General features: G+C 73.1%; 14 protein-coding genes and 1 pseudogene. 4 read left to right on the plus strand and 11 right to left on the minus strand.

Going from position 1 to position 16,142, the window contains the following annotated elements:
- Positions 1-40 precede the first annotated feature (40 nt).
- Positions 41-601, plus strand: coding sequence for a hypothetical protein (locus FRADC12_RS26225; RefSeq protein WP_157489060.1), 561 nt, complete (start codon positions 41-43; stop codon positions 599-601).
- 62 nt (positions 602-663) lie between these two features.
- On the opposite strand, the gene FRADC12_RS26230 is transcribed toward FRADC12_RS26225, so the two are convergent.
- The 6 genes from FRADC12_RS26230 to FRADC12_RS26260 all read right to left on the minus strand — a co-directional run bounded on the left by FRADC12_RS26230 (position 664) and on the right by FRADC12_RS26260 (position 6,681).
- Positions 664-1,278 (minus strand): nucleoside deaminase, encoded by a 615-nt coding sequence (locus FRADC12_RS26230; RefSeq protein ID WP_045878613.1) that lies wholly within the window; start codon positions 1,276-1,278, stop codon positions 664-666.
- A 46-nt stretch (positions 1,279-1,324) separates the two neighbouring features.
- Positions 1,325-1,525: a hypothetical protein gene (locus FRADC12_RS34100; RefSeq protein ID WP_045878614.1), complete on the minus strand. Its 201-nt coding sequence runs from the start codon at positions 1,523-1,525 to the stop codon at positions 1,325-1,327.
- A 792-nt stretch (positions 1,526-2,317) separates the two neighbouring features.
- The gene (locus FRADC12_RS26245) at positions 2,318-2,569 is read right to left on the minus strand and encodes a hypothetical protein (RefSeq protein ID WP_232304057.1); all 252 of its coding nucleotides are present in this window, start codon (positions 2,567-2,569) and stop codon (positions 2,318-2,320) included.
- Positions 2,570-2,744: 175 nt separating this feature from the next.
- Entirely contained in the window at positions 2,745-3,752 is a 1,008-nt protein-coding gene (locus FRADC12_RS26250) for an asparaginase (RefSeq protein ID WP_045878616.1), read from the minus strand.
- A gap of 23 nt (positions 3,753-3,775) precedes the next feature.
- On the minus strand, positions 3,776-5,206 hold the full coding sequence (gatA, locus tag FRADC12_RS26255; protein WP_045878617.1) for an Asp-tRNA(Asn)/Glu-tRNA(Gln) amidotransferase subunit GatA: 1,431 nt from the start codon (positions 5,204-5,206) through the stop codon (positions 3,776-3,778).
- Positions 5,207-5,886: 680 nt separating this feature from the next.
- Positions 5,887-6,681, minus strand: a complete 795-nt coding sequence (locus FRADC12_RS26260; protein ID WP_084011204.1) for an SDR family oxidoreductase — start codon at positions 6,679-6,681, stop codon at positions 5,887-5,889.
- A gap of 208 nt (positions 6,682-6,889) precedes the next feature.
- On the opposite strand from FRADC12_RS26260, the gene FRADC12_RS26265 reads away from it, so the two are divergent.
- Positions 6,890-7,408, plus strand: coding sequence for a cupin domain-containing protein (locus tag FRADC12_RS26265; RefSeq protein WP_045878618.1), 519 nt, complete (start codon positions 6,890-6,892; stop codon positions 7,406-7,408).
- Between the two features lie 72 nt (positions 7,409-7,480).
- On the opposite strand, the gene FRADC12_RS26270 is transcribed toward FRADC12_RS26265, so the two are convergent.
- From FRADC12_RS26270 to FRADC12_RS26285, 5 genes and pseudogenes are all read right to left on the minus strand, one after another.
- Complete coding sequence (locus FRADC12_RS26270; protein WP_045878619.1) at positions 7,481-8,332, minus strand: mycofactocin-coupled SDR family oxidoreductase; 852 nt, start codon at positions 8,330-8,332, stop codon at positions 7,481-7,483.
- A gap of 153 nt (positions 8,333-8,485) precedes the next feature.
- On the minus strand, positions 8,486-9,301 hold the full coding sequence (locus FRADC12_RS26275) for an SDR family NAD(P)-dependent oxidoreductase (RefSeq protein WP_045878620.1): 816 nt from the start codon (positions 9,299-9,301) through the stop codon (positions 8,486-8,488).
- Positions 9,302-9,350: 49 nt separating this feature from the next.
- Positions 9,351-9,830, minus strand: a pseudogene (locus tag FRADC12_RS31835) (thiolase C-terminal domain-containing protein); the annotation flags it as partial.
- Between the two features lie 459 nt (positions 9,831-10,289).
- On the minus strand, positions 10,290-10,943 hold the full coding sequence (locus FRADC12_RS28860) for an alpha/beta fold hydrolase (RefSeq protein WP_052711200.1): 654 nt from the start codon (positions 10,941-10,943) through the stop codon (positions 10,290-10,292).
- Between the two features lie 444 nt (positions 10,944-11,387).
- A complete protein-coding gene (locus tag FRADC12_RS26285) occupies positions 11,388-11,918 on the minus strand; it encodes a pyridoxamine 5'-phosphate oxidase family protein (protein ID WP_045878621.1) in 531 nt (176 codons plus the stop codon).
- A 177-nt stretch (positions 11,919-12,095) separates the two neighbouring features.
- On the opposite strand from FRADC12_RS26285, the gene FRADC12_RS26290 reads away from it, so the two are divergent.
- Positions 12,096-15,287 carry a DEAD/DEAH box helicase gene (locus FRADC12_RS26290; RefSeq protein ID WP_045880267.1) on the plus strand — a complete coding sequence of 1,064 codons (3,192 nt, stop codon included), beginning with the start codon at positions 12,096-12,098 and terminating at the stop codon, positions 15,285-15,287.
- Entirely contained in the window at positions 15,280-16,131 is an 852-nt protein-coding gene (locus tag FRADC12_RS26295; protein WP_045878622.1) for an SWIM zinc finger family protein, read from the plus strand. The genes FRADC12_RS26290 and FRADC12_RS26295 overlap by 8 nt, the downstream gene beginning before the upstream one ends.
- The last annotated feature ends 11 nt before the right edge of the window (positions 16,132-16,142 follow it).

The raw sequence follows: 16,142 nt of genomic DNA on the forward strand, positions 1-16,142 counted from the left end.
TGCGGCTGTGTCGTGGTCCTTGCGGCGCCATCATGGCCTGGTGGCGGGTGACGACGAAGCAGGCGTACCTGGGCGGCCGGTGCTGACGGGCGAGCAGGCCACGCGGTGGGAGACGGTGCTGAGCACGATCGCCGGCCTGCTGCCCGCCGGCGGGGGCCGGGTGCTGATGGACGGCGTCGACGACGGTGGCCTGGCCGGCAGGTTCGCGGACGGGCTCGCCGCCGGCGTGCGCCAGGTGGGCCGAGAGTGCCACCGGCTCGTCGGCGCCGAGCTGGCGGGACGCCCCGGCACTGCGGGAGCATCGCGCGGCGCCGGCGTGCCCAGCCCGGAGACGGTGTTGATCGTGGGCGGTCCCGCCGCGGGCCCCTCGCTCGGGTGGGACATGGTCGTCCGCCTGCGCAGCAGGTACTTCCGCGTCGACCAGGGCGGGCGCTGCGCGGACATCGTCGTCGACGTCGACGATCCCGGCTGGCCCGTGGTCCGCCGGGTCGTGCCGGGCCTCGCCGGCGACGGGCGCTGGCACGTCCGGGAGAGCCAGGCGTTCTTCGCCGTCCGCGCCGCCGGCTGGGACACGAAGTTCGGCGAGGACCTGCCCGCCTAGGCCGCCGCCGTCCGTGATCTCGGGCCGCGGCCTGGCGGGGCAGACCTTGTCGGGGACGACGGCTAGGCGCCGCGCCGGGCGTTGTAGACGACGACGTCCGGACGGCTGCCGTAGTCGGCGAAGACCTTCAGGGCCTCGTCGCGCAGGATGTCGGTCCGCACGGTGATGCCGCGGTGGGCGAACTGGTCGGCCCAGTCGTCGCGCATCGGGCCCTCGTCGAAGCCGGTCAGCGTCTCGATCTCGTCACCGGCGCCGGCGATCGTGAGCAGTTGGACGCCGGACCACATGGTCGCCCCGTAGCACATGACGCAGGGCCGCCAGTTGACGACGAGCTCGACGGGGGTGCCGGCGGCGCTGAGGTCCCAGCGCCCGAGACGGGCCTGGGCGAAGGACAGGGCGACGACCTCGGCGTGCATCGACGACAGGCCGGTGGCGAGGACGAGGTTGACCCCGGCGGCGTGGATCTCGCCGGTGTCGGGGCTCGCGACGACGGCGGCGAACGGGCCGCCGTGGCCCTCCCGGTGGTTGCGGTCCGCGAGCCGGTGTACGAGGCGCATCCGGTCCTCGACGTCGGGCAGCACGCCGCCGGCGGCGCTGACCTCCTCGTCCACCCAGGCGGGCAGTGTGATGCCGAGCGCGGTGACGGGACCGTTGGCGCTGCTGGTGTTGGGGTCCACGCGGGGCCCTCCCTCGGTGTTCACGGTGTCAGGGGGTGGAGCGGTGTCAGGCGGTGAAGAAGTGGCTCAGGCCCAGCGTGCGCAGGCCGCGCCGGTAGGCGACCGAGCTGCGGTCGGCCGGGATGTTGACCTCGATGCGCGGGTCGAGCGGCAGGTTCTCGGGCCGCTGCGCCCGCTCTACGGCGGGAAAGGTCGTCAACGCCATCCGGGCGGGGATCTCCGCCTGCGGATGCGCCGGAATCGCCACACAGACCCCGGCGGGGCCGCAGCATCAGCGTCGCGTCGGGCGCGGTGAGGAGGTCGGTCACGGGATTGCCTCGCAGGGAGCTGGGCCGCGCGGCAGGGGCGCGGGACGGAAGGATCGGCGGGGGTGCCAGCTGTGGCACCAGGGTCGGCGCGAGTCGGCACCCGATCGGCCCGAGGGCCGGGGCCTGCTGGGGCCGACGGCGCTCGTCCGTCAGGCGCCGTGCGCGATCCGTCCGCGCGTCCAGGCGTGCCGGTGAACGTGGCGGCGCATGTCGACACTGCGGTCCTGCGTCATCCGGCACACCTCCGTCCCGATCCGGGGCCCACCGACCGTGCGGCTCCGCGACTGCGGGGCTGTCCGACCATGGGGCTCCCCGACTCTCTGCCGTCGACGTTACGTACCGGTGGCATCCATCGAAAAACCCCATGTCGCTCGCTCCGGCGGTCGGCCGCACCGTCCCGGCGTCCATTGAGCCGCCTACCGCCGTACCCGGAGGGCCGCAGGTATCCATCGGTCGCCAGCGACGGCGTGCCGCCCGCGCGGCTACAGCGCTCCACGACGACGGCCAGCCTCATCGCGCGGGCGAACGCGGTTCCGCCGCCTTTCACCGCGGCGGGCAGGGAGGCGCCGTCGGTGTGGGCGAGGATGCCGGCCACGAGGGCGACGACGAACGAGCCGGTGACGCAGAGGGCCACGATGAGGGCTTGACCGTCGCGGGGTAGACGGAGGACATGCGGTTGCTCCCGGCGAGGGAGCCGAGGACGAGGTGGCACCAGTCGATCTATGCCGACGTCAAAGGCCCTTCAAGGCACGATCAAGTGCCGACCGGCCTGCGGGCCCCCAGTTCGGCTTGCCGCCGGGCAGACCGCGGTCCCCGTTCTGGCCCATCAGCATCAGGAACAGGCTCTTCATCGCGGCCAGCCCGCGCGCCCGTCGTACCGCCGCCTCGTCCGCCTGTGCGTACCTGTCGAAGAACCGTGACGCGCCGCCTGCTGGCAGCAGCAGCCAGCTGCTCGACGCCCGCGAGGCCCACGACCGCGCCACCCGGCTCGACCACGCGGGATGACACCGCCCGGCGTCAGCGGAGTGGCGGCCCGGCCCCCTGCTGGCTGACGAAACGCCGTGACCGTCCGCGTGTTTCCGGGCGGCGGTGCGGGGGCCGTCAGGATCCGCTCGGCCGTCGGCGATCGCCGGCGGCGGCCCACACTGAGCTGGTTACTCAGCCCGGGAGCGCCGAGACGATCTGCTCCAGTACCCCGTCGTCGAGAGTCATCTCGCCCACCTGGGTGCCGAGCTGGTTTCTCACCACGCGGGAGCGGTTGTAGTCCGTTGGTTCGAAGCTCTTACCGACCAGCATCTCGACTATCCGGGCGGCGATTTCCCGCGCGACAAGGTCCGAGCCAGAATCCACCTTGACGATGACCGCACAGGGAGAACCGGCCCGCTCGAAGGCAAGCGCGAACAGGCCGTCGAAGCCGTCCTTCGCGACGATGCCGGTCCGCAGGATCGCCGTCGCGATCCTGCCCTCGCCGGCGATCGCGTAGGGATACCGCAGCATGGATTCCTGAACCAGCCGCAGCCACGGCGGCGTCGCGGAGCCGACGAGCAGTGAGTACAGCCGGGCCATGTTCTCGAGAGTCAGGCCGAAAGTCGGCACCCCGCAGCCGTCAGTCATTTCCAGGACCGGCGAGTGGACCGAGCCGGCGAGGCTCTCCATCCTGGTCCGCACCAGGGCGAGGGCCGGACCGGTGGGATCGGCGTAGGAGGCGGGATCCTGGCCCATCGCCTTCGCCAGGATCATGAGGCCGACATGCTTGCCCGAGCAGTTGTTCTGCAGGCCCGCGACGAGCGGTCCCTGAAGGGGTGGCTCGAACTCGACGGATGGTTCGATGGCAGCGTGGCTGCCGAAGCACAGCCAGGCCTTGTCGAGCCCCTGGCGTCCCAGGATGGCCTGCAGAAGACGCGTGTGGTACTTCTCGCCGTTATGTGAGCTGGAGACCAGCGCCAGCTCCTCCTGGCTCAGCGCGTCGCCGGTGTGCTCGGCGATGACGCTGGCGATGAACGGCTTGGCGGTCGACCGCATCGGGTTGACCAGGCCGGGATCTCCCGCGGACGCGACCAGCTTCTGGTCGCACACGGCGACGACATGGGCCGTGTACCTGTTCTCGGCGACTGGCCCGCGGGTCACCTCGACCAGCAGCGGGCCGACGCTCTCGCTCCTCGCCACGCGTCCCTCCGAACTACGGCCGGCTACTCGGCGACCGTGAGTGACTCGACCACTCTCGACGCGGCGAGGACGAGGCTGTCGGCGCCTGGCGGGCCGCAGAGCTGGACACCGACCGGAAGGCCTTCGGCATCGGCTCCCACGGGAATCACGGAGGCCGGTATCCCGGCCAGCGCGGCCGGAATACTGAACACATCCGAGAGGTACATCTGGATGGGATCCGTCGTCTTCTCGCCTAGCCGCCAGGCGGTCGTCGGCGAGATGGGCGTGAGCAGCAGGTCGACGTTCTCGAAGGCCCGCCGGAATTCCGCGCTCAGCAGTTCGCGGGCGTTGCAGGCGCGGGCGTAGTACTGGTCCTGGTACCCGGCGGAGGAGGCGAACGTGCCGAGGATGATACGGCGCTTGGCCTCGTCGCCGAAGCCCTTCGTGCGGGTGCCGATGAGCATCTCCTCCCAGGTGTCCGTGTCCGGGAGGCTGTAGCCGTACTTCACCCCGTCATACCGGGCCAGGTTGCTGGCGGCCTCGACCGAGGCGATGATGTAGTAGATCGAGAGGGCGTACTCGGTCAGCGGGAGCGAGACGGGAGTGACTTTCCAGCCCAGCGCGGAAAGGTGTTCCGAGACGTCGGCGATCGCCTTCGTCACCGCCGGCTGGCAGGCGTCGCTCAGGTACTCCTGCGGTACGCCGACCCGCAGCGTCCCCGGTATCTGGTCGACCTGGCCCAGGTGGTGGGGAAAGCAGGTCGAGTCTCTCGGGTCGGGCCCCGCGATGACCGACAGCAGCGCGGCAGCGTCATCCACGCTCTTCGCGAGGGGGCCGATCTGGTCCATGGACGAGGCATACGAGACGAGCCCGTAGCGCGACACGGAGCCGAACGTGGGCCGGAAACCGGCGACCCCGCAGAGCGCGGCCGGCTGGCGAATCGACCCGCCGGTGTCCGTGCCGAGCGCCCACGGCACGATGCCGGCCGCGACGGCGGCGGCGGAACCGCCGCTGGAGCCGCCCGGCACCATGTCCAGGTTCGCCGGGTTCCTCGTGGTGTGGAACGCCGAGTTCTCGGTGCTGGACCCGAACCCGAACTCGTCCATGTTGGTCTTGCCGACAATGATGAGACCGGCATCACGCAGACGCCCGACCGCCGTCGCGTCATAGGGAGGCCGATATCCCTCGAGGATGCGGGAGCCGCAGGTCATCTCCATGCCCCGCACCGCGATGTTGTCCTTGACGGCGACGGGAATGCCGGCGAGCGGGTGTACCTCCTCGCCCTTCGCGCGCAGGTCGTCAATGTGACTCGCCGTACTCAGCAGATCCTCGGGGTCCGCGCGGCTGATGAATGCACCGATGCGAGCTTCGAGCCTGTCTATTTTCGTCAGCGATTCCTGGACGAGATCGCGGCTGGACACGGCGCGCGAGCTCAGTTGAAATCTCAGGCCGGTAGCTGACGGCGGTCGGGTCATACGGCAAGAGTAGCGCAGGTGGAGCGCCCGCCTGCGCTTGGATTAGGGCTGGTCCGGGGTGTGCCTGGACGGGCCGAGGTACTCGTGGCGTTGAGGTCTGGCGACAGCGTGTCGTCCCCGCGGCGCCGCCCGGGTGCTCCGACGGTGGTCTCGTAACGATCTGTCATGCATCGACCGTGTGTCCGGCCCGGTCGGACGGTGGCGCCACCGATTCCATATCCGGTCGGACCGTGACGAGGTAATCCGGAACACGACGGCGGCCGATGTCGGACGTGCGCGGCGCCGGCAGTCGAGGCGGGCCAGCGCTGACTACCAGGACGGCAGCCACCGGCCGGTGACCAGATCGGTCCACAGCCGCCGGATCCGGCCACCGGCTCGTCGCGGACGTTGTGCGCGAGGCAGGCCGCGTACCAGAACCGGCGAAGGACCGGATGTTCGGAGACCACCAGATGGCCGGGCCCGTCGTGTCGCGTCACCCGGTCGGGGTGCTCGCCGTCCGCGGTTTCGTGTAAGGCGGCCCTCATGGCAGGGACTGTCCTCCGATGGCCGTGTGGAGGCGGTGACGAACCGCCGGCTGCCCACAGAGCCGCGTAATGAGCGAACACCCCGCACATCGCTGCCCGGTCTCGGCGGCGTTGCGGTCGCGGATCGGCCGGCGTCGACGGAGAGGTCGCCGCCAGTCAGAACTGGGTGCCGCCGTCGATGTTGATGACGGCGCCGGTGAGGTACCCGGCGCGGGGTGACAGCAGGAAGGCGAACAGCTCGCCGACCTCGGCGGGCGTGCCCGGGCGGCGCAGGGCGACGTCCATGTGCCACTCGTCGACCATCACCTGCTCCAGCAGGCCCTCGGGCGCCACGCCGCGTTCCCGCGCGAGCGCCTGGCGCAGGGCCGCGAGCGAGCCCGTCTCGATCGCGCCGGGGCAGACGCAGTTCGCCCGGACCCCCGCGCCGCCGTACGCCCGGGCGATGGTCTTGGTGAACGCGGCGACACCGCTCTTGAGCGTGACGTACGGCAGCCGGTCCGGGTGGTAGGCGCGCATGCCGTAAGCCCCCGTCGTCACCACCGTCCCGCCGCCGGCCGCGACCAGGTGCGGGACGGCCGCGCGGACGGTGCGCACGGTGCCCATCAGCACGTCGTCGACAGCCTCCGCCCAGCTGTCGTCCGAGGCCGTCTCCAGGCTGCGGTGCCCCGCCGTCGAGGTTCCGGTGGTCACGGCGATCCCGGAGAGCCTGCCGAGAATCTCGACCGCCGCGGCCAGGATCCGTTCCGCCTCACCGGGGCGGCTGACGTCACCGGTCACCGCCGTCGCCCGCCGCTCGCCGACGCGCTCGGCGGCGGCCTTGGCCCGGTCGGCGTCCCGGCCGACGAGCACCACCCGCGCTCCGTCGGCGACGAGAACCTGCGCGGTGGCCAGGCCCATGCCCGCGGTCCCACCGACGACGACGAAACCGCTGTCCCGGATGCCGAGGTCCACCTCAGCCTCCGGCCTGGCGGCGCCGAAGCGAGGAGCCTTCTCGGCCGGCCGAGGCCCAAGTGCTGTCCACGTCCGCAGCCTAGGCGAAAAAGTCTAGAGCTATCAACGCAAGCCCGGGTCCCACGAGCTCTTCACCTATACATCTAGATAATTGTCGGGCCGGGTCGTAAGGTCGGCTCAGCCAAGCCAGAAGGAGGCGGGCACCGCCATGACCGAGACGACGACCGAGGGGACGGCCCAGGCGCCGCCCCGGCGCGAGGCCTTCCGGCTCGCCGAGGCGCCGCTGCTGCACGAGACCGGGATGATGTCGATGCCGGTCCTGACCCCGGAGGCGCCCGAGCAGTTCCTCGAATGGGCGATGGGCGGCGGCCAGGTCGTGCGGGTGCTGTTCGGCGACCCGGAGTCCGGGGGCACCAGCCTGGTGTGGTCCCGGTTCAGCCCGGGCTACGTGCTGCCGCGGCACTCCCACAGCGCCGACTGCCTTTACTACGTGGCCCGCGGCGAGCTGCGGATGGGCAACACCGTGCTGGGCGAGGGCGACGGCTTCTTCCAGCCGGCCGACCGCCCGTACACCTACACGGCCGGCCCCGACGGAGTGGAGGTGCTGGAGTTCCGCACGACCAGCCCGTTCGACATGCGGATCACCGAGAGCCTCGCCGGCTGGGGCCGGGTCGTGGACGCGGTGCGAGCCAACCGTGACGACTGGGCCGCCCAGCCCAGGGCCTGACCCGGCGCGGCCGTTCTGCGGTACCGAGCGCGGCCGCCGCCGGCCCCAGGGCCGGCGGCGGCCAGCGAACCGTCAGAAGGCCGGCTCGCCCTTGAGCATGCCGCCGGCGTCGAGGCGCAGGTTGAGGCCGGTGATGTACCTGGCGTCGTCCGAGGCGAGGAACAGCACCAGCGAGCTGACGTCGTTCGGCTCGATGTACGGGATCGGCATCGACTGCAGCACCGGGAACGCCAGCTCGGCGTCCGCGCGGGTCGGGTTCTCCAGGTCGGGCCGGAACGTCTTGTAGATCCGGTCGTTCTGCAGCAGGTTGGTGTTGACGTTGGTCGGGTGGATCGCGTTGAGCCGCACGCTGTGCGGCGCGAGCTGCAGCGCCAGGACCTCGGTGTAGCGCGCCACGGTCTGCTTCGCCCAGGAGTAGCCGACCCCGCCGGTGTTGCCCATGGCCTCCGTCGTGCCCTTCATCATCCCGGCGGTGGAGCCGGTCAGGATGATCGAGGCGCCGGCGGTGAGGTGCGGCAGGCTGACGGCGACGGTGTTCATGATGCCGATCAGGTCGACGTCGGTGCAGTCGACGAAGCCGCTGGCGAGCGAGAAGTCGTCCCAGGGGCAGACGCCGGCGTTGCCGAGGACGATGTCGAGGCGGCCGAACCGCGCGATGCCCTCGTCGACGGCGGCGCGCAACTGGGAGCGTTCGCGGACGTCGGCCTTGGCGGCGACGATGCCGCGGCCGAGCGCCTCGACCTCCTTGACCGTCTGGGCCAGGTCCTCAGGGGTGCCGAGCGGGTAGGGGACGCTCTCGATCTGCTCGCAGAGGTCGATCGCGATGATGTCCGCGCCCTCGCTCGCCAGCCGGATGGCATGGCTGCGGCCCTGGCCGCGCGCGGCCCCGGTGATGAAGGCGACCTTGCCCTCAAGCTTGCCCATGGGGAACCCCTTCGGTTTTCGCGCCGTGCGCCACGCGCCCGGACGGCGCAAGGGCCATCTGAAACATATAGAGATCAGTGAGCTGGCGCGCTAGAAGCGGGCGCCCTGCCAACTGGCGGGACCGCGCCAACCGGGCCGCCGCGGCGGCGATGCTCAGCCAGCGACGGGCGTGTCGCCGGCGAGCAGCCGCTCGACCCCGGCGACCATGTCGGGGTAGCGTCTCGTCCGCGCGCCTCCGTCGATGCTGTACAGCGCGCCGGAGATGAACGACGCCCGGTCGGAGGCGAGGAACGCGACCAGCTCGGCGATCTCCTCCGGTTCGGCGAACCGCCCCAGCGGCGTGTTCTCGACGAACTCGTCGAGGACGCCCGGCAGCGCCCACACCCCGCCGGTCTGGGCCGTGCGCACGAGCCCCGGCGCGAGCGCGTTCACCCGGATGCCGTGCCGGCCGAGCTCCAGCGCGGCGACCTCGGTCAGCGCGACCACGCCGGCCTTCGACGCGCAGTACGCCCCCATGCCGCGGCCGGCCTGGATCGCGTTGAGGCTGGCCAGCGCGATGATCGAGCCACCGTGCCCGGCGTCGCGCAGCGCCCGGCCGGCGTGCTTGACGGTCAGGAACACGCCGTGCAGGCAGAGGTCGACGACGCGGCGCCACTCGTCGAAGCCGTGGTCGGCGATCTCGCTGAGCGACCCGCCGCCGGCGTTGGCGACCGCGGTGTCCAGCCGGCCGAACCGCGCCGCGGCCAGCTCGACGAGCGACGCGACGTCGGCCTCGACGGTCACGTCGCAGCGGGCGGTGGCGAGTGCGTCCGGTCCGAGCTCGTCGGCGAGCGCGGCGAGGCCGGCCTCGTCGATGTCGCCCGCGGCGACCCGCCCGCCGTCGGCGACGAACCGCCGCGTGACGGCCCGGCCGATGCCCTTCGCCGCGCCGGTGACCACGGCTACCGGCGCCGGTGCCGATTCGTTCATCGTCGTTCTCCCGATCCGGGGTGGGCCTGGGGTGCGCCCGAGCGTGTGGTCAGCCGGGGTCGTGCTGGAGCAGCAGGACGCCGGACGGGGTGCCACCGCCGGTGGTCACGACGGCGGTGCGGGCGCCCGCGACCTGGCGGTCGCCCGCCTCCTGGCGCAGCCGGGCCACCGCCTCGTAGAGGAACCCGAAGCCGTGCGTGCGCCCCTCGGAGAGCTGGCCGCCGTGCGGGTTGACCGGCAGCTCGCCGTCGAGCGCGATCCGGCGGCCCTTGTCGATCCAGTCCTGCGCCTCGCCGAGCCCGCAGAAGCCGAGCGCCTCCAGCCACGAGACGGCGTTGAAGGTGAAGCCGTCGTAGAGCAGCGCGACGTCGACGTCGGCCGGGCGCAGGCTGGTCCTGCTCCACAGGTGCGCGGCCTGGCCGAGGACCTGCGGCTCGTGGGTGAGGGTGCCCTGGTCCCAGGAGACCCGCTCGAGGATCTGGGTGCCGACCGCCTCGACCCGGATCGCCGGCCTGGGCCGGTCGCCGGCGGTCTAGGCGGCGGACACGACGACCGGACGTCCAGAACGAGGTGTTCGTCGGTGTCAGCTTCGGAAGAAGCCGCACGGTGTTCGCTCCTCGGAGGTCGGCGGGCGAGGGCGTCGCCGCCCCCGGACCGGTTCTTGGCGCGGGGCCGCGCCTGGTGGCGGCGGTCGCGGACCGATCGATGTATGCGCCCGCCGGGGGGCTGTTATATGTAGATGTATCACGGCGGCGGCGCCAGGCGGGTTGTGGCGCTGCGCCCGCCGACGATGGCCTTCTCCGTTTCTGGCGGTCGCGCAGTAGCAGCAGCGCGAACAACTGGATGACGTCGCCTGACCGACGTCCGCCTCGCCCGCGTCCCGGACATGACGTGGTGCGACGGCCTGATGAGCTACGAGCTGCGCGACGCCGTCGTCACCTGCTGGACGAGCTGAGCCCGTCAGGCCGAGCCGGGCACGCTGGGCCGGTCAGGCGGGTGCGCCTGGCCGGCTCAGCGTGACCGCGCGCCGCACGAACCGGGCGAAGTCGCCCGGGTTCTCGCGATGCGCCATGTGGGTGGCGCCGGGCAGCTCGAACCGCTCGGCGTCCATGAGCTCGGCGAAGGCGCGCACGCCGGGTTCGAAGATGGGGGAAGGCGCGTCGCCGTAGCCGACGACGCACCGGGCCTTCAGCCGGGCCAGGTCATAGGGCGCGGAGAACATCTCCATCGCCTCCGCTATGAACAGCAGACGCTCGCGGTTCTGCCGCGGCGTGCCCGGTGGTTTCTCCTTCAGCCGGGCTACGGCGTTGCTGATGAGCTGCCGATGGTCCGCCGGCCACCACGGCTCCCACTGCAACGCCGTCTCCCAGAGGCCGACGGACCCGACGAGGTCGGGCCGCCGGATGGCCGCGGCCACGGCCACGTGGCCGCCCCAGCTGTGCCCGATGACCGTCACGGATCGTTCCCCGACCAGGGTGAGCAGGTCGTCGGTGTGACCGTCGACGCCGGCGGGGACGCCGTCCCAGTCCGGCTCGTCCCCCCAGCCGCGGCGGTCGTAGGAGATGACTTCCAGGTCGTCCAGGAGCGCGATGACGCGGTCGAAGCTCGATCCCTGGTCGCGGGCGCCGTGCACGAGGACCACGAGCGGTGGCCGCCCGTTGTGGCCTCGGCCGAGACCGTCCTCGGGCGCGGCGGAGCCGGCTGCGTCAGGAACGCCGTCTGCTTCGGGGACGCCGGTGCTGGTGATGAGCAGCTCCTCGCGGGCGCGGGTGCGCGCTGACCGTCAGCGATGCTCCGATTCTGGCCGGAAGCCCCACCCACACGCGACCCGCTGGGACCTCGACCGGTCGGTCCGTCCGTCGGGCGCGACGACAACCGCCGGCTCCGAGGTGTCAGGCAGCGGTGGCCGTCAGCTCGACGGGCAGCGTGCGCAGGCCCCGGTGGATGATGCTCGGCTGGTAGGACAGCGGCTCATTGATGGTGGCGTTCACGGCCGACGGCCATACCCTCGCCGCCGGCGGAGACGACAGCACGGTGCAGCTCTGGCGGATGCGATGAACCGCGCCGGTCTGGGTCCCGGCTCCCGCTAGAAGCGCCACCTGGTCGCGCCACCGGGGTCGACGGTGGCCAGGGCTGTCGCGGCGCGGACCGTCAGGCGGTACACGTGCCAGGGCGGCGGCCCCGCCGACGGTGCGCTGAACTCGGCGGTGAGCGCGAGGCCGGTGTCGTCGACCCTGGCCGGCCACCCCTGGCCGGCCCAGAGCGCCGCGAGCTCGGCGACCGTTTCCGCATCGGTGACCAGGTCCGCCGTGCCCTCGACGGTCAGGTCGAACTCGTGGGCGGCGACGCTGAGCGTGCAGCGCGGGTCACGGGCGAGGTTGCGTCCCTTACGGGTGCCCCGCCCGGTCTCGAACCAGAAGGTGCCGCCGGTCCACAGCGCGCCGATGCCGGTGACGTGCGGGCTACCGTCCGGGTTGATCGTGGCGAGCCAGCAGGTGTGACGGTCCGGGCCGCCGGCGTGGGGTGCCTGCGGCAGGCCCCGCCCGAGCCGGGCCTCTATCCCCGCCCAGTCGAGCACCGGTGAGTCGTACAGGGTGGCGAGATTGGTGGTTTCCATGACCGCTGCGACCGCTCCGGGCGCCCGGACTCATCGACTGGCGGCGCGTGAGCCCGAGTCTGTGCGCGGTTGGCCGCTCTGGCCGGATCCGGTGTGGTGTCGGAGGCCGTCCGTAAGCTCTGGGGCGAGCGCCCTGGCGAGGTCCGAGGCCGGGGCGGCCCGCCCCTGGGGGTATCGATGCTGGTCGTGCACGCCGTCGGCACGGCTGCCGACGGGGTCTGGCTGTGGGCCGAGGACACGCGTCGGCGCGGCGAGGCGTTCCCGGCCGACGACGGCAGGCATCCCTTCGCGGCCGCGGGCTCGGACCTCGCGCCGCTCGTGACCGGGCCGCCAGCCGGGGCTGGCGGCGGGCCGGCAACCAGGCGCACCGGGGCCCGTGGCAGCGCGGCCGGGGCGGCGCGGTGCGCCCTCCTGCTGCCGACGACGGCCACGGGACCAGCCGCGTCACCGGAGTTGGCGGCCGCCCTGGCCGAAGCCGGGCCGGCGCCGGCCGGTCCCGAGGCAGCCGGGCGCAGCCCGGTCCTGCGGCGCTGGCTGGTGGACGCGGTCCGGCCGAGCCTTCCGCTCACGTTCGGCTCTGGCGAGGCGGTCCGGCTCGGGGCGTCCGCGCTGTTCCTGCTGGCCGTCGACGGGTTCGCGGCGGACCTGGTCGACCGAGGCCGGGTCCTGCCCGCGGTCGCCGGCGACGGCGCCGAGCCGCTCGCCTGCTGGCTGCCCGTCCGCACCGGGCCGGACGCCGAACGGTTCGATGAGCTGGGTGCCGCGATGCCGCCGTCGTTCCGGGCCGCCCCGGACGGGGACGCCGCCGGGACGAACCCGGCCCGCGCGCTGAGCGCGGCACTCGACGCTCTCGTGGACGCCCACGCCCGTGATCGGCTGCGGCGGGCCGCCCGCCTGCCGAACGACCAGAACCCGAAGACCTCTGCCCCGAAGACCTCTGCCCCGAAGACGCCTGCCCCGAAGGCCCGCGGCCCGCGGCGGTCGGGGCTGGTGGGCGCGACGGCCGGCTGGCTGCGCGCCCTCGACGGTGACCCGCGGCTCACCGCCGCCGGCGCCCCGATCGGCGAGCTCGCCGCCAAGGTCGCGGCGTGGCGGGCGGGCGGGGCGCGGCCCTGGCCGACGCGGGTGTGCTTCCGGCTGGGCGAACCGGGAGCGCTGTCGCGGACGGCCCCCGGCGATGTCGACGCCTGGCGGGTCGACTTCCTGCTCCAGGCGGTCGCGGACCCCGGCGTCCAGGTGCTGGCCGGCGAGGTCTGGGCCCGCCGCCCGGCCGGGCCGACGAGCTGGGCCACCGACGCCGAGGAGTCGCTGCTCGCCGGGCTGGGGCGGGCGGTCGCCGTCTGGCCCGGGCTGGGCCGGGCCCTGCGCGAGGCCAGGCCGACCGGCCTGGACCTGGACCTCGACCAGGCGCGGGAGTTCCTGCGCCTCACCGGCGCCCTCGGACAGGAGGGCTTCGGGGTGCTCGTACCGTCGTGGTGGACGCGGCCGGCCCGCCCGGCGTCCCGGCTCACCGTTCGCGCGGTGCACCCGGTGGCGCCGGTCCTGCGGGACGTCACGACGGACCTCGACCGGATCGTGGACTTCCGCTGGGCCGTCAGCCTGGGCGACGTCGAGCTCACCGACGCCGAGCTTGACAGCCTCGCGGCGGCCGAGGCGGAGCTGGTCAAGGTCAGGGGCCGCTGGACGCGGGTGAGCCCCGGTCAGCTGGCCAGCGTCGACCTGGCCCGTCAGTCCGCCGGCGGCCAGCTGACCGTTCGCGACGTCCTCGCCCAAACAGGTCTCTTTCCCAGTGCCGGCGAGGCTTCCGACGGTGAGGTCGAGGTGGTCGCGGACGGCTGGCTGGGCGCCCTGCTCGCGGGCGCCGCCGGCGAGCTCTGCCCGGCCGACGCCGGTCAGGCCCGTGCCGGCCTGACCCCGGTCGGGCTGCCCGCCGGCCTGGGCGTGCGGCTGCGGCCCTATCAGGAGCACGGCCTGGCCTGGCTCGCTCTGCTCGACCGGCTCGGCGTCGGCGCGGTCCTCGCCGACGACATGGGCCTGGGCAAGACCATCCAGGTCCTGGCGCTGGAGCTGCTCTCCCGAGCCGGCGCCCGGCGGGAGCCCACCCTCGTCATCTGCCCGACCTCCGTGCTCGGCAACTGGCGGCGCGAGGCCGAACAGGTCGCGCCCGGCCTCACGGTCCACACCCATCACGCGGGCGGCGGCGGTAGACCGCTGGCCGAGGCCGCCAGCCGCCATGACCTCGTCCTCACGACCTACACGCAGCTCGCCCGCGACATCGAGGAGTTCCGCCCGGTCGGCTGGGACCGGCTCGTCCTCGACGAGGCGCAGCAGATCAAGAACGCCGCGACCGCGCAGGCCCGGGCCGTTCGCCGGCTGTCCGCGCGCCACCGGATAGCGCTGACCGGCACCCCGGTGGAGAACCGGCTCGGCGACCTCTGGTCGATCATGCGGGCGGTCAACCCGAGCCTGCTCGGCTCGGCCAGCTTGTTCCACGCCCGCTACGCGGTGCCGATCGAACGGTACGGCGACCCCGACGCGACCGCCCGGCTGCGCGCACGGATCCGCCCGGTCGTGCTGCGCCGGGTGAAGACCGACCCGGCGGTGCTGCGGGACCTGCCGGCGAAGGTGGAGCTGCGCCAGCTCTGCACGCTGACGGCCGAGCAGGCGTCGCTGTACCGGGCCGTCGTCGACGACATGATGGAACGGCTGCGGGACGCCTCGTCCCCGGTCCGGCGCAACGGCGTGGTGCTCGCGGCGATGACGAGGCTCAAGCAGGTCTGCAACCACCCGGCGCACCTGCTCGGGGACGGCTCGGCGCTGTCCGGGCGCTCCGGCAAGCTCGCCCGGCTGGAGGATCTGCTCGCACAGGTCGTCGCCAGCGGCGATCGGGCGCTCTGCTTCACCCAGTTCGCCCGTTTCGGTGCCATGCTCGCGCCCTACCTGTCGACCCGGCTGGGGGTGGAGGTGTCGTTCCTGCACGGCGGCCTGCGCGCGGCCGAGCGGGACGTGCTCGTCGAGAGGTTTCAGACCGAAGCCGGCCCTGGGGTGTTCCTGCTGTCACTCAAGGCCGGCGGCACCGGCGTCAACCTGACCGCGGCGAACCACGTCGTCCACGTCGACCGCTGGTGGAACCCGGCGGTCGAGGCGCAGGCGACCGACCGCGCGCACCGGATCGGGCAGCGCCGTGACGTGTGGGTCCGGACCCTGCTGTGCATGGGCACGCTGGAGGAGCGGATCGACCGGATCCTGGTGGACAAGGCGGCGCTCGCCCGGACCGTCGTCGGCGGCGGGGAGAGCTGGCTCGCGTCGCTGAACACCGACGAGCTGCGCGACCTCGTCGCGCTCGCCCCGGAGGCCGTCGATGGCTGACCGGTCCTGGTGGTCGTCCCGGTTCCTCGCGCTGATCGAGGGCATGAGCCCGCCCGAGCCGCTGCGCGCCGGCCGTGCCCTGGCCCGCACCGAGGCGGTGCTCAGCGTGCGGCGGTCCGGCAACCTCGTCGTCGCGATGGTCCGCGACCAGAGAGAGGACCTGCACAAGACCCGCCTCGCGGTCCGGACGTTCGGTGACACCGACTGGGGGCGGATCGAGCGGGCGCTCGCGTCGCAGGCCCGGTACGCCGCCGCGCTGCTGGCCGGCTCGATGCCCCCCGACATCGAGGACGCGTTCGCGCTGCTCGGGCTCTCGCTGCTCCCGACCCGGGCCGACGACCTGGCGATGGACTGCACCTGCGCCGACTGGCAGCGGCCGTGCGCGCACCTCGTGGCGGCCTGCCACCGGCTCGGCGAGTCGATGGACCTCGACGCGTTCGCGCTCCTCGCGCTGCGCGGCCGTGAACGCGACGCCCTCCTTACCGGCATCCGGCGCCTGCGGCCGGCCTCGGCGTCCAGCTCTGGTGGCGCCCAACCTTACGTTTGGTCCGGGGGATGGCCTCAGGTCGCGGCCGGCCAGCCGGGCGGTGGGACGACGGACGAGACCGGGGAACCGCTGCCCAGCTCCCCGTCCGCGTTCTGGTCCGCCCCGGTCTCCGCCGGCGGCTCGGGCGTCCGGTCCGAGGATCACGGGCCGGCCCGCCCCGACATCCTGCTGGACCTGTGCGGGCCGCTGGTGGTGGAACCGCTCGGCGACCTGCGGGAGGAGCTGCGCCCCGCCTACCGGGTCTTCGCGGGCCGCCGGGGGAGCGCGCCCCGTCCAGACGGTGCCGTCGAGGAATGAGTTTGACGCGT

Origin of the sequence: Pseudofrankia sp. DC12 (assembly GCF_000966285.1) — a bacterium.
Taxonomy (GTDB): domain Bacteria; phylum Actinomycetota; class Actinomycetes; order Frankiales; family Frankiaceae; genus Pseudofrankia.

Coding starts and splice junctions, on each gene's coding strand:
- gatA (WP_045878617.1), bottom strand. CDS start 5,206: ATGACCCGACCGCCGTCAGCTACCGGCCTGAGATTTCAACTGAGCTCG.
- FRADC12_RS26265 (WP_045878618.1), top strand. CDS start 6,890: ATGACCGAGACGACGACCGAGGGGACGGCCCAGGCGCCGCCCCGGCGC.
- FRADC12_RS26270 (WP_045878619.1), bottom strand. CDS start 8,332: ATGGGCAAGCTTGAGGGCAAGGTCGCCTTCATCACCGGGGCCGCGCGC.
- FRADC12_RS26275 (WP_045878620.1), bottom strand. CDS start 9,301: ATGAACGAATCGGCACCGGCGCCGGTAGCCGTGGTCACCGGCGCGGCG.
- FRADC12_RS26285 (WP_045878621.1), bottom strand. CDS start 11,918: ATGGAAACCACCAATCTCGCCACCCTGTACGACTCACCGGTGCTCGAC.
- FRADC12_RS26290 (WP_045880267.1), top strand. CDS start 12,096: ATGCTGGTCGTGCACGCCGTCGGCACGGCTGCCGACGGGGTCTGGCTG.
- FRADC12_RS26295 (WP_045878622.1), top strand. CDS start 15,280: ATGGCTGACCGGTCCTGGTGGTCGTCCCGGTTCCTCGCGCTGATCGAG.